Below are 20614 nucleotides of genomic sequence, written 5' to 3'. Positions count from 1 at the left end.
AGGCATCGTGCCACGAAAGGAAGGAAGGGCGCAGCCGCCCGTGACAGATCAGCCGTCTTCGTCCACCGCATCCCCTGCGCCGGTCTCACCGCGGAAGCCGGTGGCCAGCACGTAGAGCTCGCTCGAGTCCGCCCGGCTCGCCTGCGGCTTGACGTGGCGCACGACCGCGAAGTCGCGCTTCAGCTCGGTCAACAGGTCGCCCTCGGTGCCGCCCTGGAACACCTTGGCGAGGTAGGCCCCGCCCGGCGCCAGGATCTCGCGGGCGAAGGCGGCGGCGGTCTCGGCCAGACCGATGATGCGCAGGTGGTCGGTCTTCTTGTGGCCGGTGGTGTTGGCGGCCATGTCGGACAGGACGAGGTCGGCCCGCCCGCCCAGCAGCTCGGTCAGGCGCTCGGGGGCGGAGGGATCGAGGAAGTCGAGGGTGATGAAGGTCGCCCCCGGCATCGGCTCGATCTCGAGCAGATCGATGCCGACGATGCGGCCGCTCTCGCCGAGGATCCGCGCCGCCACCTGCGACCAGCCGCCGGGCGCCGCGCCGAGATCGACGATCCGCTGGCCGGGCTTCAAGAGCTTGAAGCGCTCGTCGATTTCGAGAAGCTTGAACGCCGCGCGGGAGCGGTAGCCCTCGCGCTTGGCGCGGGCGACGTAGGGGTCGTTGAGCTGGCGTTCCAGCCAACGCTTCTGGGAGAGGGTGCGCCCGCGGCCGGTCTTCACCCGCTGCTTCAGGTCGCCGCGCAGGCCGCCTGTCCCGCCTCGCCGGTCGCTCATGGTCCTGTCCCCAAGCATCGGCACGCGCCGATGCGCTCGCAGCCGCCGGATGGTCCCTATCCCGCCGCAGCGAGCGCGTGAAGCCGGTATCCCGGCGCGAGCTGTGATGAGGACGGCGTGGCTCCCGGATGACGAGCGCATTTGATACGTTATAACACTACGATCGCTGCCTCGGTTCGATGAACGGACCAGGCCTCGAGGAGCGTCGGACCAGGGAGACGGGAATGATCATGGCGGATGACACGCTGGAGGCCACTACGCGGACGGATGCGGGGGAGCGGACGGTCGCCGCCTGCCTGTCCGAGGCGGGCAAGGTGCTGTTGAGATGGGCCGAGACCGTCGGAACCCGCAACGTCGATGCAGTGCTCGCGCTCTACGCCCCCGACGCCATCCTCGTGCCGACGATGTCGGACGACGTCCGGGGCCGCGAGGCTGATCGTCGGCGCTACTTCGAGATCTTTCTCGACAATGACGGCATGAGTTGCGGCGTGACCGTGCAGAAACAGCGGGTGAGCCGAAAGCTCGGCACCGTCGTGATCGGTGGGCTCTACACCTTCCAGATCCGCCGCAATGGCGAGGAGACGGTGGTGCCGGCCCGGTTTCTCTTCACCTTCGAGGAAATCGACGGGCGTTGGCTGATAACAGGACACCATTCCTCAAAAGCGATCGAGGATGTCTGATACGGCGCCCACCGGATGAAAGCAGGCACCGTTTCGAGCCCGCGCGGGACATGAAGAGAAATCCCATCGCGTGAGCGCGATGGGGCCCTGCAAAGCGTCAGGTACAGATTACGAAGCGACCAACCGGATTCTGTACCAAGCCGATCGACCGGCATCCGCTCTTCACGCCGTGGACAGAGCGAGGGTCAGCCCGCGGGACGGCCCCATCCCTACCGATACCGCCCGCGACGCCAGACGCCGTCCTCGCGCATCATGTTCATGAGCAGGCCCTCGCGCAGACCCCGGTCGGCGATGCGCAGGCGCTCGGACGGGAACACCCGGCGGATCGCCTCCAGGATGGCGCAGCCGGCGAGCACGAGGTCGGCCCGGTCACGGCCGATGCAGGGGTTGTCGGCGCGCTGTTCGAGGCGGGTGTCGAGCAGATCCTCGATCGCGTCGCCGACCTCGTCGTCGCTCATCCATAGGCCATCGACCCGGCGCCGCTCGTAGCGGGCGAGCCGCAGATGCATGGCGGCGAGCGTGGTCACGGTGCCCGAGGTGCCGAGCAGGTGGAAATAGGGGGCGGTGGCCGCCGCCGCAGCGCGGATCGCGAAGGGGGAGATGAGGTCGCCGACCTCCTCGACCATGCCCTCGAAGGTCCGCCGCGTCACCTCGGTGCCGCCGTGGCGCTCGGCCAGCGTCACCACGCCAACGGGCAGGGAATCCCAGGCGCGGATGCGCAAGGTGGGGTCGGTCGAGGGGTTGGCCGCCGCCCCGTCGAGCCATGCGATCTCGGTGGAGCCGCCGCCGATGTCGAAGATCACGACCGATTCCGCCCGCGGGTCGGCGAGCGCGGCGCAGCCGGTCACGGCGAGATAGGCCTCCGTCTGCCGATCCACGATCTCGAGGTCGAGCCCGACCTCGGCGCGCACCCGCGCCACGAACTCGGCACCGTTGACGGCAAGCCGGCACGCTTCGGTGGCGATCACTTTGGAGCGGGCCACCGCACGGGACTTCATCTTGCCGCGGCAGATGCGCAGGGCCTCCACCGTGCGCTCGATCGCCGCCTCGGTGAGGCGGTTGGAATTGCCCAGCCCCTCGCCGAGCCGGACGATGCGGGAGAAGGCGTCGATCACCCGGAAGCCGTTGGGCGTCGGCTCGGCGACCAGCAGGCGGCAATTGTTGGTGCCGAGATCGAGCGCGGCATAGGCGTCGCGGCGGCCGTGACGACCGGTCTCGTAGCGGGGGGGGAAGCTCTCGATCGGGCGTCCGCCCGTGACCGTGCGGGCGCCCTCCCGCGATGTCTGCGGGTCGGCGGTGGGGCGGGCCGACACGGCGGCGGCGCTCTCATCCCTCATCGACGCGACCGAACTTCCTGGCGATGCGACCCGGCAAGGCACCGGGCCGTCGTGGCACCAAGGCTACAGGCGTTATTCAGGAACTGCAAAGGCTGGATGGCCGACGTTACACGATTTGCCGCATGGATTGTGCCCGGATGAAATTCGTCCGTGACCTTTCTCAGCCCGGATCCCGCTGCGGCTTCGGCGCTCCGCCCACCGCGTAGCTGCGCCCCTTCCATACCGCCCGGCCGGCCCGTCCCGGGCGCAGCAGCACGTTCCACTGGATCGCGAGCGCCGTGCCGACGGTGGCGGGGTGCAGGAGGATCGTCGCGAGCGGCTCGGCAACCCGCTGCGTGATCGCCGCCCGCGTGGCGAGCGAGACGAGGACGGCGGCCGCGGCCAAGACGGCGGGCGTACCGGCGCCCAGCACCAGGGCGGCGGCGAGAACGAGCCAGGGCAGGATATGGCCGCCGAACAGCAGCACCGTCCAGACCGGGAGTGCGGCGGGCGTCGCCATGCCCTCATGCGCGTTCTTCGAGAAGCCGGCCCAGCTCTGGGGAAAATCCCGGTACATCCGGCAGGCGGCGAGCGCGTGGCCCGCGACGAGATCGGTGCGTAAGCCCTGCTCGCGGAACAGCCGCGGCAGGCGCACGCCATCGTGCAGCGAAGTGCGGATCGCGCCGTGGCCGCCGGTGGCGGCATAGGCGTCGCGCGCGATCAGGATCATCTGCCCGCAGGCGGCGCCGAGCGCGGTGCGGGGCGAGGCGCGCATCAGGGCGATCGGCAGGTAGCCGAGCAGCAGGAAATCGATCATCGGCACGGTCAGGCGCTCGCCCAGGGTCTCCATCACCTGCCGGGGCACGCCGCTGACGAGATCGGCACCGCTCCTGACGGCATGGGCGGCCAGCGCCGCCGCGCCCTCGGGCGCCAGCGTTACGTCGGCATCGAGGAACAGCAGGCGCTCGCCGCGCGCCGCCTCGGAGAGGGCGGTGCAGGCGTGGTTCTTGCCGGTCCAGCCCTCGGGCAGGGCGGGCACGGAAATCAGCCGCAGGCGCGGATCGGTGCGGGCGAGGCGCGTAACGATTTCGGCGGTCGCGTCGGTCGAGTGGTCGTCGCCGACGATGACCTCGACCGGGACGCCGCGGCTCGCGAGTGCGGCCCGCACCGTACCCTCGATCACCGCGGCCTCGTTGCGGGCGGGTATCAGGATCGAGACGAGCCCGTCGCTCGACGTGGGTTCGGGGCTGCGCAGGATCGCGAGGTTGACCGCCGCGAGGCCCGCCGGGAGCAGGGCCAGCGCAAGGGCTACGAGCGCGAGGAGGGTGAGTGTCATCGGGTCCGCGTCTCCTCGGCGTCGCCGTCCCGGTGCCCCGGCTCGAAGCGGCGGCCGGTCAGCAGGGCCGCGAACCGCCGCCAGCCGTCATACACGCCGCCGACCCCGCGCCGACCCGCCAGCAGCGTCTCGAACCGGGCGGAGTCGCGGGCGATCACGTCGCCCGAGAGCCGGTCGAGGGTCGCGGTCAGCGCCGCCTCCATCCGGGCGAGACGCTCGGGGCGGGGCAGTCCGAGCAGTTCGGCGGAGGTGAGCGGCGCGCCGAAGGCGAGGAAGGCTTCCGCCCCGCGCTCGTCCCAGAAGGCGTATTCCACGGCAAGCGGCAGGAAGGTCGCCTCGGGCGCGATCTCCGCGAGCCGCGCGACGCCGGGCTTCAGCCCGAGGGGGCGGGTCCGCACGTCGGCGAAGCGCCCCTGCGCGGTGATCCAGAGGACGCGGTCGGGTCGCGCCAAGATCGCACGGGAGGCGGACAGGAATTGCGCGCCGCCCCGCGCGCTGTCGAGATCGACGGGGAAGGCGCCCATCTTCCGGAAGATGCCGTACTTCTCCAGCATCGCGGCCTCGATCGGCGCGAAGCTCTCGCGCCCCGGAAACAGCCGGTCGGTGGCCACGACCAGGACCGCCGCATCCCACCACGAAGGATGGTTGGCGTAGATCACCAGCGGCGCCGCGTCGGTGATGCTGGCCGGAACGCCCCAGCGCGCGAGGCGCAGGGCGTTCAGATGGCGCCGGACGAAGCGGTCGAAATAAGCGGCCATGAACCGCCAGAGCGGGGCCGAGCGCTCGGGCGGCAGCGGTTTCGCCCGTACCATGACGGAGAGACTCAGGCGGTCTTGCGCAGCTCCGGTTCCCCGCTGCCGCGCAGATCCTGATCGAGGGCGTCGGCGGCGATCCAGCCGGACATCATCACCATCGGCATGCCCGGCCCCGGATGGGCGGCGCCGCCCGCGAGGTAAAGGCCGCGCACCTCCCGCGAGCGGTTGCCGGGCTTGAACGCGCCCATCATCCGCCCGTGCGAGGCCAGCCCGTAGATCGCGCCGTTGAGCACCTTGTAGCGGTCGTGGATGTCCTGCGGGGTAAGGTGACGCTCGACGACGATGCGCTCCTCGAGGTCCGGCATGCCGCCGGTGCGCTTGAGCTTCTCCAGGATCGTCCGGCGATAGGCCGGAAACATCTTCGACCAATCGTGGTGCGGCCGCAGATACGGCGTATGGACGAGGACGTAGAGCGCCTCGCCGCCCTCCGGCGCCACGCTCGGATCGGTGGAGGAGGGGGCAGCGAGATAGGCGGTCGGGTCGGGGGCCGGCTCGCCCTTGCGGTAGATGAAGTCGAACTCCTCCTCTGGGTCGCGGGAGAAGACGAAATCGTGGTGGTTCAGGTGCTCGTAGCGCTTGTTCAGCCCGAGATAGAGCACCACGCCGGAGCAGGCCGGCTCGAAGGATTTCTTCTCGTAGGTTTTGCCGACCTCGCCGCCGACGAGTTCGCGGTAGGTGCGCACCGAATCCATATTGGAGATCACGGCGTCGTAAGGCGTGATGCCGTCGCGGGTGCGCAGGCCGCGGAGCTGGCCCGCGGCGATGTCGAGGCCCAGCACCTCGTCGGCGGGCTTCATCGTGGCGCCGAGTTCGGTGGCGAGCCGCATCAGCCCCTCGGCGACCGCGCGGGTGCCGCCCATCGGGTACCACACGCCTTCGGCCGTCTGCATGTGGGCGATGGCGCAGAGCACCGCCGGCGCACCATAGGGCGAGGAGCCGACATACTGCACGAAGTGGTCGAGCATCTGGGCAAGCCGCGCATCCTTCACCTTGCCGCGGATCGTGCTCGCGACGGTGGCGTGCATGCGCAGAGACAGCACATCGCGGAGCGTACCGGGGTTCATGTTGGCGCGGATGTCGATCGTATCGAACAGATCCTGCACCGCCTTCCAGAAGAAGAACCGCTCCGAGACGCCGTGCAGATGCTCGGAGACCGCGATGAACTTCTTGTAGCCGTCGCCCACCCCTTGGCCGGGCGCGAACCGGTCCATGGAGGCGGCCATGGCGTCCACGTCCTCAATCAGGTCGACGCGCGAGCCGTCATCGAAGAAGCAGCGCCATTGCGGGTCGAGGCGGCGCAGATCCATGTAATCGTGCACCGAGCGCCCGGCCTCGGAGAAGATGCGCTCCAGCACGCGGGGCACGGTGAGGATGGTCGGGCCCATGTCGAAGCGGAAGCCGCCCTCGTGCAGAACCGCCGCCTTGCCGCCCATCCAGTCGTTCTTGTCGTAGACCGTGACGCGATGGCCGCGCGCGGCCGCCACGCAGGCTGAGGCCAACCCACCGAGCCCGCTTCCGACGACCGCGACCGAAGAACCCTGGCTCATTGGAAACGCGTCTCCCGCGCGGCCTGAAAGGAAGGCCGACAAAGCAAAGCTAGATGCGCAGCAGGGCGGGTCAACGTGCCACCCGGTCGCGCTCGGTCCATTCCACGCCGCGGGCTGTGGACAGAGACGCGAGAAAATTGCCGATTTCCCGGCGCCGCTGCCCGGATTCGAGCACGTCCGCGCCGATTCCGAGACGCCAGGCGCGATGGCGGCGGGCGGCGCCCTCGCTCCCGTCGAGATCCGAAATCTCGCCCGCATAGGCTTCGACCGCGGCGGGATCGGCGGCCAGCCCGGCGGAGACGACGTCCTCAGCGCTCAGGCGCAGCATCGCGGCGAGTTCGTCGAGGTCGGTTTCCGGGTGGTACTGCGTGCCCCAGAACAGCCCACGCCCGTAGCGGATCTCGATCGCCTGCACGTCGAGCACGGCGTTCGCCGCGAGCACCCGCGCACCGGACGGCGCGCCGACGACCGCATCGCAATGGATCGCGGGCGCGTCCCAGGCGGGGGCGCGGCCGGCCAGCAGCGGGTGGGCGGCTCCGTCGCCCGTGGCGGTGAGGCGCCGGGCGAAACCGTATTCCGGCCCGCGCGGGTTCTCGCCGACATCCCCGCCCGCGATCGCCGCGGCGACCTGCATGCCCCAGCACGAGCCGAAGACCGGCAACCCGGCCTCCAGCGCCGCGCGCATCAGGTCGAGCTGGCGCCGCACCGCCGGCCCGCCATCGGCGAGCCGCAGGGTGGAGCCGGTGAGCACCATCCCGTCGAACCCGGCGAGATCGGACCCGATCCCGGCCTCGGCATCGGCGGGGTTCACCAGCGTGCAGTCCGCCTCGGGCGCGAGGTCGGCCACCACCGCGGCAAAGGCCTGCGAGGTAGTCCGGCCGACGGCGGCCTCGCGCTTCGCACGGCCGTCGCGGTCGTTGCCGTCGGCGATCAGCAGGCGCAGCATCGCATTGGTCATGGGGTTGGGGCGGCTCCGAAGGCATCGGGCAAGAAGGCATCCGGCAAGCGTGCCTGCGGATGAGACCGAAGGCCCTGCCCGATCTGCCCGGCGCCGTCGCGGAGACGGGTCGCCACGGGTCAATCCGCCTCAGACCGTTCTCCGGCCCACCACTCCTACGGCCACCGCCAGCCCCGCCACCGCCAGGCCCGCGAGCACGCCCCAGGCCGGGAGAGCGGCGGAAACACCCTCGCCGAGGGCAGCCTGGTAAGCCTCGATCGCCCAGGCGTTGGGCGTGAGCCAGCCGGCCTGCTGTAGCCAGGGAGGCATGAGGAAGCGGGGCACCATGCTGCCGCCGACCGCCGAGAGCAGCAGTACGCCGAAGGTCGCGGCCAGATGCGCCTGCTGACGGGTGGCCGAGAGCGCGCAGGCGGCGAGCGCAAGGCCGGCCGCCATGGCGGAAACGAGGATCGAGGTGACGAGCCAGCCGATCCAGTGGCCGGAGACGTCGACGCCGTGCAGCAGAGCGGCGGCGGAAAAGATCAGCCCGGCCTGGACCACGCCCTGGCCGAGCAGGAACAGGAATTTGCCCAGCACGATCACGGGCAGGCCGCCGGGGCCGGCGGCGAGGCGGTCGGCCAGCCCGCCCTCGCGCTCGTCCACCAGGGAGAGCGCGCCCTGCATCGCCGCGAACAGCAGGAACACGGCGGCGATGGCGCCCGCGTAGTAGCTGACCCGCTCGTTGCCGCGCCCGCTCGCGGTGGTGCGGGTCTCGACGAGACGGGTGAAGGAGAACGGCTCCTTCTTCGCTCGCTGCTCGGCGAAGGCCTCGTCGAGGAAGGCGCGCTCGTCCGGCCCGATCTTGCCGGAGCGCTCGACGTCCGCGACGATGCGCGAGAGCACGACATCGGGCAGGGCATCGTTGAGGGCGCGCTGAAGCTGGCCCAGCGCGATCGGCGTGGCGAGCGCCCGCGACGGGCTCTCGATCAGCAGCACCGGCTGGCTCGCCGCCGCGCTCCCCTTGTCCGTGCCGGCGGGCGCTGCGAGGTCGCTGCGCAGCACCAGAGCCACATCGACTTCGCCCCGGCGCACGGCGCGGACGGCCGCCGCCTCGTCCGTCACGTCAAGGCGCGCGATGCGCAGGGACGGCTCGGCCTCCAGCGCGGTCACGAGGCGTTGCGTGGTGGCGGTGCCCGCGAGGTCGGCAAGCCCGAGATGGATGCGGATGCGGTCGCCGATCGCGCCGGAAAAGATCGCCGCGAAAATCGCGAAGATGACGGTCGGCAGCACAAAGGCCATGGTCAGCGCCGCGCGGTCGCGCACGAGCGAGAGCCACATCACCCGGAACGCCGCCGCGATCACGCCGCCGTCTCCAGGCCCGAACGGTTGGCGAGGCTGTCGCGGTAGAGGGTTTCCAGGCCGGGGCGGCGCACGCGGATCTCGGCGACCGGCACGCCGGCTCCCCGCAGGGCGGCGAGCAGAGCTGCGCCGTCGAGCCCGCCGACGGCACCGTGGTCGGCGCGCCAGATGCGCGCGTCGCCCGCGAGCGGCGAGAAGCCGGATCGCCGCAGGGCCGCCTCGGCGGCGTCCGGAAGGCTCTCCAGCACCGCCTCGTGCTCGGGCGGGGCGGCCTCGAGCGGGCGCATCAGCGCAGGCAGGGTGCCTTCGAGCCGGACCCGCCCGTCGGCCAGGATGGCGACGCGGTCCGCAAGGCGCTCGGCTTCGGAGAAGTCGTGGGTGCTGACGACGAGCCCGGCGCCACCGGCGCGCAAGCTCGCCAGCACCGCGTGGATCGCTGCGCGCGCGTCGAGATCGACCCCCTGCGTCGGCTCGTCGAGCAGGATCAGGTCGGGCTCGCCGAGCAGGCTCACGGCGATGTTGACCCGGCGCTGGTAGCCGCCCGAGAGCGTGGCGACGAGCCGCCCCGCCACCTCGGCCAGCGCACAGCGCCCGATCGCCGCCGCGACCGCCTCGCGCCGCTCCCCGCGCTTCAGGCCGGCGAGCCGGGCGAACACGTCGAGATTCTCCGCGACGGTGAGGCGAGGATAGAGTGCAATCTCCTGCGGCACGAAGCCGATCCGCTTGCGGGTCGCGCGGTCGGCATGGGGATCGCCGCCGAGAATGCGAACGCGTCCGGCATCGGGCTTGAGCCGCCCGGCCAGCAGGCGAATCAGGCTGGTCTTGCCAGCCCCGTTCGGCCCGAGAAGGGCCAGCGTCGTGCCGCGGACGAGGGTGAGGTCGAGCCCGCGCAGGGCCGGACGGCCGCGATAGGCGAGGGCGGCGCCCTCGACGGAGACGAGGGGCGGGGCCTTGCTGTGCATCATTCGGCCGTCAGCGCCGCGGCAGGGGACGGGCGATGCGGATCCGCACGGCGGCGCCGGGTTCGCGCAGGGCGAAGCTCGCGCTGGCAAAATCCGGCCGGGCCCGGCGCGCGACCGCGCCGGAGAAACCGTAAGGCTCCAGCGGCAGGCCGAGCCCGGTGCGATCGAGCCGGCCGTTGCCGTTCTCGTCCTGAAAGGCGGCGACCGCCCAGATGCCCGCGGGCACGTCGGTGAAGACGAAGCGCTCGGCCGCAGCGCGGGCCGGAGCGCTCCGGCCGATCGGGCAGGCGGCCTCGCTCAGCCCGCCCTGACACAGGGTGACGTAGACTTCGCCTGCCCCCGGCTCGGCGCCCTCGACGATCACCTCCACGCTCGCCGCCCGCGCCGAACCCGCAAGGGCGGCCAGCACGGCGAGCCCCGGGAGAAGCGCCGCCCGCATCAGCTCGGGTCGCCCTGCGTGGCGAGCGGCGAGGTCGTCGGCAGGTCCGCCAGGATCGCGGGTGCCTTCTCCTTGGCGAGATCCTCGATCAGGAGCCGGGCCGAGATGCGCGCACCCTCGTAGATCACGGGAAGGCCCGAGCCCGGATGGGTGCCGCCGCCGACGAGGTAGAGCCCCGGCCCGAAGCGGTTATGGGGCCGGAACCACAGCATCTGCATGAGGTCGTGGGCGAGGTTGAAGGTCGCGCCCTCGTGCACGGCGAACTCGTCGCGCCAATCGCGGGGATCGACCACGCGCTCGTAGCGGATGCGGCTCTCGATGTCGGGAAGGCCGAGAAGCTTCAGGCGCTCCAGAATCAGCTTGCGGTAGCTCGGGCCGACCGCCTCCCAATCGATGCCCGCCTTCAGGTTCGGCACCGGCACCAGCACGTAGAGGGCGGTGTGGCCGGGCGGCGCCATGCCGCCATCGGTGAAGCCGGCGTGCTGCACGTAGATCGAAGGCTCCATCGGCAGCGTGCCGCCGGTGATCTCCTTGATGTTGCGCTCGTATTCCTTGGACAGCAGGATGGTGTGGTGGCCGAGACTCTCGGGCATTTTGCCCTCCAGCCCCAAGTAGAGCATGAAGGTCGAGCAGGAGAGCCGGGCCTTGGCGATCTTGGCATCGCGCCAGCGCGGGCGGCGCTTCTCCGGCACGAGATCGGGCATCACCTTGGCGAAGTCGCCGTTCACGACGACCGCGTCGGCCTTCAGCGTCTCGCCGCCGACGACCACGCCGCAGGCGCGCTTGCCCTCGAACAGGATCCGCTCGACCGATTGCCCGAGGCGGATGTCGACGCCCATGCGGCGGGCCAGCCCCGCCATCGCCTCCGAGACCGCGCCGCAGCCGCCGACCGGGTGGTAGACCCCGTGCTCGTATTCAAGGAACGAGAGGATCGTGAACAGGCTCGGGCAGCGGAAAGGGCTCATCCCGAGATATTTGGTCTGGAACGAGAAGGCGAGGCGCACCCGCGGGTCGGCGAAGTAGCGCTTGAGATCCCGGTCCACGCTGCGCCCGGGATGAAGATGGGGGAGGGCCGCCAGCATGGCCGGGCTCGCCATCGACAGAAAATTGTCGAAAGGCTGCTCCAGCACCGGCTTGAAGTAGTTCAGCTTGGTCCGGTTCTCTTCGAAGAATTTCTCGACGTTCTCGGCATCGGCGGGGGCGAGGCGGGCGATCTCGGCCTTCAGCCGCGGCACGTCGCCGGTGGCGCGGATCTGACCCGAGACGCCGCCCTCACCCTCGAAGACGAGATTGTATTGCGGGTCGAGCCGCTCCAGCCGGACATGGTCCTCCAGGCGCTCGCCGCAGGATTCGAAGATGTCGGCGAGGATCTGCGGATAGAGGAAGAAGGTCGGGCCGATGTCGAAGCGGTAGCCACCCGGCGCCTCGACCGTCTTGGTGCGTCCGCCGACCTGGGCATCCTTCTCAATCAGCGTGACGTGCAGTCCGGCCTTGGCCAGGAGCAGCGCAGTGGCCAGCCCGCCGGGGCCGGCCCCGACGACGATGGTGCGGCGGCCCGACAGGGTACGCAAACCTTCCCGCGACTGCAGCAACGCCCCAAGACTCCCAACCTGACATCGTCGGCGCAATCTTGGCCGGAAGCGGGCCAGGGGCAAGAGGCACGGATTGTCGCGTGCCGCCGGTCTCAACAAGTTCCGACCATCGATCAGCCGAAACCGTCCGCGTTCACGGCCGTCGCCGACGCAGCGGGAGCACGGCGGCCGCACCGATCTGCGGGCCGGTCTCGGCATCGAGATCGGGCACGGCGATGATCGGCGCGCCGCGTAGATCCCGGCGCATGACGATGGCGCCGCGCTCCTCGAGATAACCGAGCATGCGCCGGGCGCGGCCCGCCGAGGAGGTGCCGTAGGCCTCCGCGAGCGCCGCATCGGACGGGCAGGGGGAGCCTTCGAGCGCCGTGCGGGCGATGAGCAGGAACAGCCCGGCGAGATCCTCGGGAAGGCCGGCGGCGATCCCCTGCGCCCGCTCCCAGCCGGGTCCTTCCGCGGTGGCCCCCTGGACGCCGGCCCGCGCGACGGCGAGCCGCCGCTTGAACTCGGGCAGCCCCATCGCCTCGCCGCCGATCCGGCGGATGCGGCAGCGGACGGTGAAGTCTTGGTAAAGGGTGGCGGGCGTGCAGGCGGCCGCATCCGAATCCGCGAGCACCGAGGCGAGGATCTCGGCCATCGCCGCCTCGCGCTCGGCCGGGTCCATCGGCTCCTCCTCCGGCAGATCCTCGCGCACCGGCGGGCGGTAATTGGCGAGCTGGACCAGCACGTCGGGGCCGGGCGCGCGCACGGGCTTGGGCCGGGGGCTGAGCAGCGGCCGGGCCTCCTCCTCGGCCGACGCCGTCATGATCAGGGCACGCGCCTCCTCGCCCATGGTGGGCAGGGGGAGCAGGTCGGGGGCGGCGTTGCGGCTCTCGGTCACCGTCGGGCCGATGGCGATGGGCAGCGGGCGCTTCGAGAGTGCGGGCCCCAAGCCGACGAAATGCCCGCGGGCGAGGTCGCGGAACATCTCGGCCCCGCGGCGGTCGATGCCGAGCAGGTCGGCGGCCCGCGCCATGTCGATGTCGAGGAAGGTGCGGCCCATCAGGAAGTTCGAGGCTTCCGCCGCGACGTTCTTGGCGAGCTTGGCCAGACGCTGCGTGGCGATGATGCCGGCCAAGCCCCGCTTTCGCCCGCGGCACATCAGGTTGGTCATGGCGCCGAGCGACAAGCGGCGGGCCTCGTCGGAGACCTCGCCCGCGGCGGCCGGGGCGAAGAGCTGCGCCTCGTCCACCACCACGAGCATCGGGTACCAGAGCGAGCGGTCGGCATCGAACAGCCCGCCGAGGAAGGCGGCGGCAGCGCGCATCTGGTCCTCGGCGTCGAGCCCTTCGAGGGACAGCACGACGGAGACCCGGTGCTCGCGCACGCGGGCGGCGATGCGCAGCAATTCGGCCTCGTTGCCATCCGCCTCGACGACGACATGGCCGTAGCGTTCGGCCAGCGTGACGAAATCGCCCTCGGGGTCGATGATCGCCTGCTGCACGAGGCCCGCGCTCTGTTCGAGCAGGCGGCGCAGCAGGTGCGACTTGCCCGAACCGGAATTGCCCTGGACGAGGAGGCGCGTCGCCAGCAGTTCGGTGAGGTCCATCGTCCCGGGCCTATCGCCGGCCCGCCCCAGATCGATCTCGTAGCCCATCCCGTACCCCGCTGGCGCCCGCTGCTTCTAACATGCGCGGGCCGGCCAGGGTCCGCGAGGGCCCGAGCCGTCCACAGGCGGGAGGCCGCAGCCGTGCCCCGAGGATTCGGCTTCAGCCCGCGAGCCGCCGTCCGGCCAGATGATGCAGCGCGATCGCCCCCGCCGTCGCGACATTGAGCGAATCGAAGCCCGGCGCCATGGCGATGCGGACGCGGCGGGCGCGGGCCATCAGCGATTCAGGCAGTCCGGGCCCCTCGGTGCCGAGCAGCAGCAGCGTGCGGGACGGCGGCTCGAGGGCGTCGAGGGTCTCGCGGCCACCGGGGGTCAGCGCCAGCGGCGTCAGGCCATGGTGTTCGGCAAGGTCGAGCAGCGCCGCCCCGCTCGGCACGCGGGCGAAGGGCACGGTCAGCGCCGCGCCGGCCGAGACGCGGATCGCCTTGCGGTAGAGCGGATCGCAGGTCTCGGCGTCGAGCCAGACCGCGTCGGCGCCGAAGGCGGCGGCGTTGCGAAACAGGCCGCCGACATTGTCGTGATTGGTCAACCCGACGAGCCCGACGACGAGAGCCGGCGCAGGGGCGGGCGGGATCAGGGACTCGGGCGGAGGCTCCTGGCCGCGCAGGCCCACCGCCAGCACGCCGCGATGGATCGGAAAGCCCGCGACCGCGCTCATCACGTCCTTGCCGGCGAGATAGACCGGCGGCCCATCCCCATGCAGCAGAGCCGAAAAGCCCGGCCAGCGCTCAGGCGCCAGCAGCACCGATTCCGCTGCGAAGCGGGCATCCCCTGAGAACAGCAGCCGCAGGGTCACCTCGCCCTCGACGATGAAGCGGCCCTGCCGGCCCACGAGGTCGCGCTCGCGCACGTCTCGGTAGGCGGATAGCCGCGGGTCGTCGGGATCGTCGATGGTGATCGGTTCGGGCAAGCGTTTTTAAACGCGGCCGCCGCCCATGCGCATGGCGAGCGGGTCGGCCTCTTCCTTCTTCGGCACCTTCACCAGGGCCTCGCCGTCGAGCACCACCTCGTCGCCGACGGAGCAGGTGCAGGCGAGCCGGGCGCGGCGGCGCTCGGGGATCAGCTCGGCGACCTCGACCTTCACCTCGACGATGTCGCCGATGCGCACCGGCGCGCGGAAGTTCAGGGTTTGCGAGATGTAGACCGCGCCCGGCCCCGGCAGGCGGGTGCCGAGCACCGCCGAGATCAGGCCCGCGGTGTAGAGGCCGTGGGCGATGCGGGTGCCGAACGGCGTGCGCGCGGCGAAGTGCTCGGAGAGGTGGATCGGGTTGCGGTCGCCGGTGATCTCGGCAAAGCCCACCACGTCGGAGGAGGAGATCTCTTTCTTCAGGATCTCCGTCAGTCCGACTTCGAGATCCTCGAAATAGAGCACGCGCAGTTCGGGCAACATGTCCAACGCCTCCCCGGTCCGGATCGCCGCTCGATAGGCGGCTTGGCTGTCCTTCGGCAGATCTCTCGCCTTGCACAGCCGCGCGTGCAAATCCAGCCGGACAATAGGCCGAGAGGCCCTAAGGCCGGGAAGGGCCTCGACAGGGCAGGGTGCCTCGGTCCATCACCGGCCCGCTTCGCTCCACCCCCGGGAACCCGCCGGTGCCTCGTCTCCCGCCTTCGCCGAGTCTGCGCCCGGTCGTCGCCCGCGTGGCGGCGCTGAACCTCGGCTATTTCGGCATCGAGATCGCGGTGGCGCTCGCGATCGGCTCGGTGGCGCTGATCGCCGACAGCCTCGACTTCCTGGAGGATGCCGCGATCAACCTGCTGATCTTTGCAGGGATCGGCTGGAGCGTGCGCAACCGGGCGCGGCTCGGCGCGGGGCTCGCCGGCATCCTGCTGGTGCCGGGCCTCGCCACGGCCTGGGCGGCCTACGAAAAATTCTCGGACTTCACCGCGCCGGCCCCCGTGCCGCTGACGCTGACCGGCCTCGGCGCGCTTCTCGTCAACCTCGCCTGCGCGCTGATGCTCGCCCGCCACCGCGACGGCCATGGCAGCCTCACCCGCGCGGCCTACCTCTCGGCCCGCAACGATGTCGCCGCCAATGTCGCGATCATCGTTGCGGGGCTTGCGACCGCGCTGACCCTCTCACCCTGGCCCGACCTCGTTGCGGCAGGCGGCATCGCCGTCCTCAACGCCGATTCCGCCTTCGACGTGCTCAAGGCCGCCCGCCGCGAATGGCGCGCCGCGGCCGAGGAGGCGGCGCAGGCCCGCGCCTGATCCTTTCCCTTTTTCGAACCTGCGGATTCCGTGCTGCGCCTCTTTCCCCTCTCCGATCTGCATCTCGAACGTCGCCGCCCGGAGATGATCCGGCCGCCCGAGGCCGCCTTCGACGTGCTCGTCTGCGCCGGCGACCTGCACGAGGGCCAGCCCGAGGCCGGGCTCGCCACGGTGCTGGCGCTGGCGGGCGGCCGGCCGGTGGTACTGGTGCCGGGCAACCACGAGCACTACGCCCCGACCGGCGACCCACGTACCGCGCCCGAACTCCTCGCCGCCCTCGAACGCGAGGTCGCCCGGCTGAATGGGCTGGGGAGCCGCATCCACCTGCTGCAAGGCGGGCAGGCGGTGGTGATCGGCGGCGTGCGCTTCGTCGGCACGACGCTCTGGAGCGATTGGTCGCTCGCCGGGCGCTGGCTCACCGACGACACGCCCGACCGGCCCGACGACCCGGTCGCCTATGCGGCGGCGCGGATGACCGACCCCGTCACCGGATCGCGGGAATACCGCGGCTCGATCCGCCGGGCCGACCGCGAACCCTGGTCACCGGCCGACGCGATGGAGGCGCACCTCAGAGAGCGGGCGGCTTTCCTCGAAACGCTGGCCCGACCGCACGGGGGCCCGACGGTCGCCGTCACGCACCACCCGCCGAGCCCGCTCGCCGCCGACGCGTTCCGCGACAGCCCCGGCGTGCCGTGGTGGGTGCCGGCCTTCTACGCCACCACCGTTCTCGACGACCTGCCCGACGCGGACCGTCCCGATCTCTGGATCTCCGGCCACTTCCATGCCGGGCACGACCTGCGGATCGGGCGCACCCGCTGGCTCGCCAACCCGGTGGAGGGAAAGACGTTTCGCAACGATCTCATCGTCGAGGTGGGATAGCGTTCACAAGGGCGAAACCCGACGCCGGCCTCGTGCGTAAGGCTCCGGCTCGCCACAGGCGGGACAAGCCAACAAAAAAACGGGAGATTCGCCATGAACGCCTTCATCGCCGTCGTGCTCGTCTGCGCCAACGGCATCCCGCAGCAGGAGTGCAACGACGAGCGGGCAAGCGAGGTGCGCAAGGTTCGCGTCGCGAACGAACTCGGCTGCACCAACGGCTGGCAGGAGATCATCGCCCGCACCGATCTGCGCGACGAAGTCGGCAAGACGAGCTACCTCAAGACCGAGTGCCGCCGGGTGAAGGAGCGCGAATAGCGCGCACCGTTGCCCCTGCGGCGTCGCCTCCGCGCCGGAATCTGCTATTCAGGCGCGGTCGAGCCCTGACATTCATGTGAGCGCACGTGAGCGGAGGGGATCGGCACAGCGTTTCGCCGATCGCCCGAGAGACTGATGCGCCCGAAATCCGGACTTGCCGCCCTGCGTTGGCCCAGCCTGGGCATGCTGGCCGCCCTGTCCGTGGCCGGGCCGGTCTTCGCCGCCGCGCCCCCGGCCCAGCCGACGGAGGGACCCGGCGGCGTCGGCGACAAGGCCGCGACCATCACCAAGCGCGCGGTCGGCAAGACGAGCGCTGCAACCTACGCCTTCTACAAGGCGGGCCCGGCGCCCGAGGGCGGGCGGCCGGTGGCGGTGTTCCTCCACGCCTGGGGCGCACCGAACCCGCAGGCCTACGGCGCATGGATCGACCATCTCGCGCGCCACGGCTGGCTCGTGCTGTTCCCCCGCTTTCAGGAGGTGAACCGCACCCGGCCCTCCGACGCACCGGCCATCGCTGCGCGCCTGCTGAAATCCGCGCTGGCGGATCTTGCAGGCGACGCCGACGCGAAGCCGGATACGGGCCGCCTCGCCCTGATCGGCCACTTGGCCGGCGCGCCGCTCGCGGCCCACCTCGCGGCGGAAGCCGCACAGGACGGCCTGCCGGCGCCGAAGCTCGTCTATGTCGTGATGCCCGGTGGCATCGCCCGGGACGCCAAGTCCCGCGGCATCCCGCTCGGCGATCTCGACGGCATGTCGCCCAAGACCCTGCTGGTGACGGTGATCGGCGACCGCGACGCGCGGGCCGCCGACGCCGCCGCCCGGCGCATCCTGCGCGACGCCCATTCAGTCCCGCCGGAGCGCAAGCTGCTCGTGCGGGCGCTCTCGGACGACCACGGCTTCCCGGCGCTCACCGCGACGCTCGCCTCGCCCGCCGGGCTCGACGCGGCCTATGACGGCGGCGCGATCAAGCTGCCGCCCGACCCACCCGGCGAGAAGCCGCCGCCCTTCCGCTGGTCGGCCGACATGTCGCTCTCGGGCGAGCAGACCACGCTGGTCTCGCAGATCAACAACGCCCGCGCCGACAGCCTCGATTTCCTCGCCTACTGGCGCACCTTCGACATGGCGGCGACGGCTGCCTTCGCCGGCAAGGACGCCCAGAGCCTCAAGAACGATCCCGCCTTCAGCGACATGCGCCGCTGGGGCGACGGCTGGCCGGTCAAGCGCCTCGGCGTCGAGACGCCGAAGGTGCCGGCGACGCCCGCCGCCGTGCAGCGCTGAGCGCCCCGAAACCTCAACAGGATTTTTGCAAGCCGATGAAGCTGTTCCACTCGCACAGCTCGCCCTTCGTGCGGAAGGTGATGGTGGTCGCCCACGAACTCGGCCTCGCCGAGCGGCTGGAGCTGCTGCCGAGCGCCGTCCATCCGGTCAAGCGCGACCGCTCGGTGTTGGCGCAGCATCCGCTCGCGCAGGTGCCGACCTTGGTCCTCGATAACGGCGAGGGCCTCGCCGACAGCCGGGTGATCTGCGAGTATCTCGACGCAGAGGCCGGCGGCCGGCTGTTCCCGGCCGGGGGCGACGCGCGCTGGCGGGCGCTCAACGAGCAATCCACCGCCGACGGCGTGCTCGATGCGGCCCTGCTGATCCGCTACGAACTGACCGCACGCCCCGAATCCGAGCGCTCGGCCGCCTGGATCGAGGGGCAGACCGCCAAGATCGAGAGCGCGCTGGCGTGGTTCGAGGAGCAGGCGGAGGCTGTGCGCGATCGGGTCGATATCGGCACCATCGCGCTCGCCTGCGCGCTCGGCTACCTCGACCTGCGCTTCTCCGACATCGCCTGGCGCGACGACGCCCCCCGGCTCGCAGCGTGGTTCGCGCGGTTCGAGGAGCGGCCCGCCATGGTCGCGACGCGCCCGCCCGCCGGGTAGCCTATCGGGGATCCTCCGGCTGGCTCGGTCCTTGCTAAGCTTGGGCTGTCCCTGCCGGGAGACCCACCATGCCCGATTTCGTCGCCGCGTCGCTCGCCTCCGCCGTCTTCTGCCTCGCGATCATCGCGCTCAATACGGTGACCCGCCTCGCACTTCAAACCCCGCTCGCGCCGGACGGGCTCGCCGAGAACGGCTTTCTGCAATATGGCGGCGCGCTGGCGCTCGCCGGGACGACCTACCGGCGGGCGACGCGACTGCCCGGACGATATGTCGGCGAGTGAACCTGCCTCTGCAGGTAAAAGCGTTCCAGCCGAAAGGCTTATCCTGCAACGCTCAGCGTCCGGATGACGTCGCGGACGCGCGCGCTGACGGGGAGGGCGCTCCGCACCGTCAGCGCGCGGCGGAGCCCAGGCAATCCTGAAGCATGAAGATCACCGAAACGAAAAGAGCCTGCCGCGAGGCATTCGCGGCAGGCTCCGGATCGATGATGTGCCCCGCCCGCTGCCGGGTCGGGCCGCTTTCCTAGAGCATCGTCCTGGATATCGGATCCAAGATGGTGCTCTAGGCTTCTGTTTTTGCATCATTTTTTCCGAAAGCCGGCAACCAGCTTTCGGGATGATGATCTAGAAGTACGACTTCAGCACGCCGCGGCGGCGCACGTCGAGCGTGGCGCAGTGGAACGAGCCGCCGAACGGGCCGTAGGACAGGAACGGCGCCGGGATCGGGTCGAAGCCCCAATCCTTCAGGGCCTTGATCAGGGTCGGCTGGCTCTGGTCGACGACGATCTTCTTCTCGTCGATGGCGAGCACGTTGATCGAGGTCCAGGGCGAGCACATCGAGATCTTGCTCATGAAGCCCTCGACCGGGTCGGGGCGCGGGGCGATCAGCACGTCCCACTTCTTGAGCACCGCCGGCAACTTCTCGACGTCGATGTAGTCGGGGTTGACCAGCACCTTGCCGGGCGCCAGCGGCATGAACGACGAATCGATGTGCATCGGCTGCGGGCAGCGGCTCTCGATCTCGTGGATGCGGAAGCCGGGGCCGAGGTGGCGGCGCAGCCACTCGATGCCCATCAGGTTCGTCACGTTCGAGCGGGTCACGAACAGGTCGCGGCCACAGCGCACGAAGTCGGCGGCGTCGAAGACCGGCTCGAACTCGTTGACCGTGAACTGCATCGGTTCGCCGGCCTTCAGGTTCGGCACCCGGTAGTCGTAGTTGTAGAGGTCATCCGTCAACTGGGGACGCGGTGCGGAGGTCCACCGCGCGCCATTGCGAAAATATTCCTTGAACAGCGAGCGGTAGGCATCGCCCTCGAAGTAGCGCGAGCGCCAGCACATCGGGCTCTCGATGATCTCGTCGCCGATCACGAGATACGGGTCGCGCGGGCAGGCGACGCAGAACCCGCGGGAGGTCCAGCGCGGCGCCTTGAACTTCTTCGAGAAATCGACCGTATCCGGGCGGCGCACCTTCACGCCCTCGCCGGCCAGGATCGAGATGAAGTTGTCGAGCTCGGCCTGTGCGAGCTTCTTCATGAACTTCGGGTATTTCCAGCCGGAGGCGAAGCGGTAGAACGGCTGGGCCGCCCGCGGCAGGTTGAAGATCACGGTCAGGTGGTGGGTCGGGATCGTGGCGCCGTCGAGCGAGCCGACGATCACCTCCTCCAGCGGATCCCACTCGTTCCAGGCCATCACCGGGCTGCGGGTGGCGGGGGAATGTCCCCCCAGCTCACGGCCCTCGTAGCCCTGCGAAAAACCCGTCGACGAGGCGTCGTCGACCAAGGCGGAATCCGCCGTGATCTGCGGCTCGCGATCCATTTGAGGCTCCCTAGAAGCGGCATCGCGCGACAATCGTCGCCAGCGTTCACCGCGGGCGCCGCTTTGCTCCCCGGTGT

At 70.7% G+C, this 20614-nt stretch carries 21 protein-coding genes; 7 read left to right on the top strand and 14 right to left on the bottom strand.

The features are described from left to right. Positions 1 to 48: 48 nt before the first annotated feature. The gene (locus J2W78_RS12020) at positions 49 to 768 is read right to left on the bottom strand and encodes an RlmE family RNA methyltransferase (protein ID WP_253370713.1); all 720 of its coding nucleotides are present in this window, start codon (positions 766 to 768) and stop codon (positions 49 to 51) included. Positions 769 to 998: 230 nt separating this feature from the next. On the opposite strand from J2W78_RS12020, the gene J2W78_RS12015 reads away from it, so the two are divergent. Then, positions 999 to 1448, top strand: coding sequence for a DUF4440 domain-containing protein (locus J2W78_RS12015; protein ID WP_253370711.1), 450 nt, complete (start codon positions 999 to 1001; stop codon positions 1446 to 1448). A 209-nt stretch (positions 1449 to 1657) separates the two neighbouring features. On the opposite strand, the gene J2W78_RS12010 is transcribed toward J2W78_RS12015, so the two are convergent. The 12 genes from J2W78_RS12010 to croR form a co-directional block, all read right to left on the bottom strand. Beyond that, positions 1658 to 2785 (bottom strand): Ppx/GppA phosphatase family protein, encoded by a 1128-nt coding sequence (locus tag J2W78_RS12010; protein WP_253370709.1) that lies wholly within the window; start codon positions 2783 to 2785, stop codon positions 1658 to 1660. Positions 2786 to 2945: 160 nt separating this feature from the next. Further along, complete coding sequence (locus J2W78_RS12005) at positions 2946 to 4100, bottom strand: glycosyltransferase (RefSeq protein ID WP_253370707.1); 1155 nt, start codon at positions 4098 to 4100, stop codon at positions 2946 to 2948. Next, the gene (locus J2W78_RS12000) at positions 4097 to 4912 is read right to left on the bottom strand and encodes a lysophospholipid acyltransferase family protein (protein WP_253370706.1); all 816 of its coding nucleotides are present in this window, start codon (positions 4910 to 4912) and stop codon (positions 4097 to 4099) included. Before J2W78_RS12000 ends, J2W78_RS12005 begins: the two co-directional genes overlap by 4 nt. Positions 4913 to 4923: 11 nt before the next feature. Next, entirely contained in the window at positions 4924 to 6462 is a 1539-nt protein-coding gene (locus J2W78_RS11995; protein ID WP_253370704.1) for a phytoene desaturase family protein, read from the bottom strand. A 70-nt stretch (positions 6463 to 6532) separates the two neighbouring features. Continuing rightward, the gene (locus tag J2W78_RS11990; protein ID WP_253370702.1) at positions 6533 to 7420 is read right to left on the bottom strand and encodes a type 1 glutamine amidotransferase; all 888 of its coding nucleotides are present in this window, start codon (positions 7418 to 7420) and stop codon (positions 6533 to 6535) included. 129 nt (positions 7421 to 7549) lie between these two features. Beyond that, positions 7550 to 8761: an ABC transporter permease gene (locus tag J2W78_RS11985; protein WP_253370700.1), complete on the bottom strand. Its 1212-nt coding sequence runs from the start codon at positions 8759 to 8761 to the stop codon at positions 7550 to 7552. Beyond that, the gene (locus J2W78_RS11980) at positions 8758 to 9723 is read right to left on the bottom strand and encodes an ABC transporter ATP-binding protein (protein ID WP_253370698.1); all 966 of its coding nucleotides are present in this window, start codon (positions 9721 to 9723) and stop codon (positions 8758 to 8760) included. The genes J2W78_RS11985 and J2W78_RS11980 overlap by 4 nt, the downstream gene beginning before the upstream one ends. Positions 9724 to 9730: 7 nt before the next feature. After that, positions 9731 to 10159 carry a DUF2141 domain-containing protein gene (locus J2W78_RS11975; RefSeq protein ID WP_253370696.1) on the bottom strand — a complete coding sequence of 143 codons (429 nt, stop codon included), beginning with the start codon at positions 10157 to 10159 and terminating at the stop codon, positions 9731 to 9733. Then, entirely contained in the window at positions 10159 to 11751 is a 1593-nt protein-coding gene (gene crtI / locus J2W78_RS11970; protein ID WP_253370694.1) for a phytoene desaturase family protein, read from the bottom strand. Before crtI ends, J2W78_RS11975 begins: the two co-directional genes overlap by 1 nt. A 133-nt stretch (positions 11752 to 11884) precedes the next feature. Continuing rightward, complete coding sequence (locus J2W78_RS11965; RefSeq protein WP_253370692.1) at positions 11885 to 13384, bottom strand: helicase HerA domain-containing protein; 1500 nt, start codon at positions 13382 to 13384, stop codon at positions 11885 to 11887. Positions 13385 to 13496: 112 nt separating this feature from the next. Further along, positions 13497 to 14306, bottom strand: coding sequence for a TrmH family RNA methyltransferase (locus J2W78_RS11960; RefSeq protein WP_253370690.1), 810 nt, complete (start codon positions 14304 to 14306; stop codon positions 13497 to 13499). A gap of 6 nt (positions 14307 to 14312) precedes the next feature. Then, complete coding sequence (gene croR, locus J2W78_RS11955; protein ID WP_253370688.1) at positions 14313 to 14786, bottom strand: 3-hydroxybutyryl-CoA dehydratase; 474 nt, start codon at positions 14784 to 14786, stop codon at positions 14313 to 14315. Positions 14787 to 14986: 200 nt separating this feature from the next. On the opposite strand from croR, the gene J2W78_RS11950 reads away from it, so the two are divergent. The 6 genes from J2W78_RS11950 to J2W78_RS11925 all read left to right on the top strand — a co-directional run bounded on the left by J2W78_RS11950 (position 14987) and on the right by J2W78_RS11925 (position 19004). Then, positions 14987 to 15604, top strand: coding sequence for a cation transporter (locus tag J2W78_RS11950; protein ID WP_253370686.1), 618 nt, complete (start codon positions 14987 to 14989; stop codon positions 15602 to 15604). A gap of 30 nt (positions 15605 to 15634) precedes the next feature. Then, positions 15635 to 16483, top strand: a complete 849-nt coding sequence (locus J2W78_RS11945; protein ID WP_253370685.1) for a metallophosphoesterase — start codon at positions 15635 to 15637, stop codon at positions 16481 to 16483. 93 nt (positions 16484 to 16576) lie between these two features. Further along, positions 16577 to 16798: a hypothetical protein gene (locus J2W78_RS11940; RefSeq protein ID WP_253370684.1), complete on the top strand. Its 222-nt coding sequence runs from the start codon at positions 16577 to 16579 to the stop codon at positions 16796 to 16798. Between the two features lie 135 nt (positions 16799 to 16933). Beyond that, positions 16934 to 18076 carry a poly(ethylene terephthalate) hydrolase family protein gene (locus J2W78_RS11935; protein WP_253370683.1) on the top strand — a complete coding sequence of 381 codons (1143 nt, stop codon included), beginning with the start codon at positions 16934 to 16936 and terminating at the stop codon, positions 18074 to 18076. Positions 18077 to 18111: 35 nt separating this feature from the next. Continuing rightward, the gene (locus J2W78_RS11930) at positions 18112 to 18723 is read left to right on the top strand and encodes a glutathione S-transferase (RefSeq protein WP_253370682.1); all 612 of its coding nucleotides are present in this window, start codon (positions 18112 to 18114) and stop codon (positions 18721 to 18723) included. A gap of 68 nt (positions 18724 to 18791) precedes the next feature. Continuing rightward, the gene (locus J2W78_RS11925; protein WP_253370681.1) at positions 18792 to 19004 is read left to right on the top strand and encodes a hypothetical protein; all 213 of its coding nucleotides are present in this window, start codon (positions 18792 to 18794) and stop codon (positions 19002 to 19004) included. A 342-nt stretch (positions 19005 to 19346) separates the two neighbouring features. On the opposite strand, the gene J2W78_RS11920 is transcribed toward J2W78_RS11925, so the two are convergent. Continuing rightward, positions 19347 to 20537, bottom strand: coding sequence for an amidinotransferase (locus J2W78_RS11920; RefSeq protein WP_253370680.1), 1191 nt, complete (start codon positions 20535 to 20537; stop codon positions 19347 to 19349). Positions 20538 to 20614 lie beyond the last annotated feature (77 nt).

The sequence above is a fragment of the Methylorubrum extorquens genome (genome assembly GCF_024169925.1).
Classification (GTDB): Bacteria; Pseudomonadota; Alphaproteobacteria; order Rhizobiales; family Beijerinckiaceae; genus Methylobacterium; species Methylobacterium extorquens_A.
Note: the sequence above shows the minus strand (reverse complement) of the source record. Positions and strands in the feature narration are given on the sequence as shown.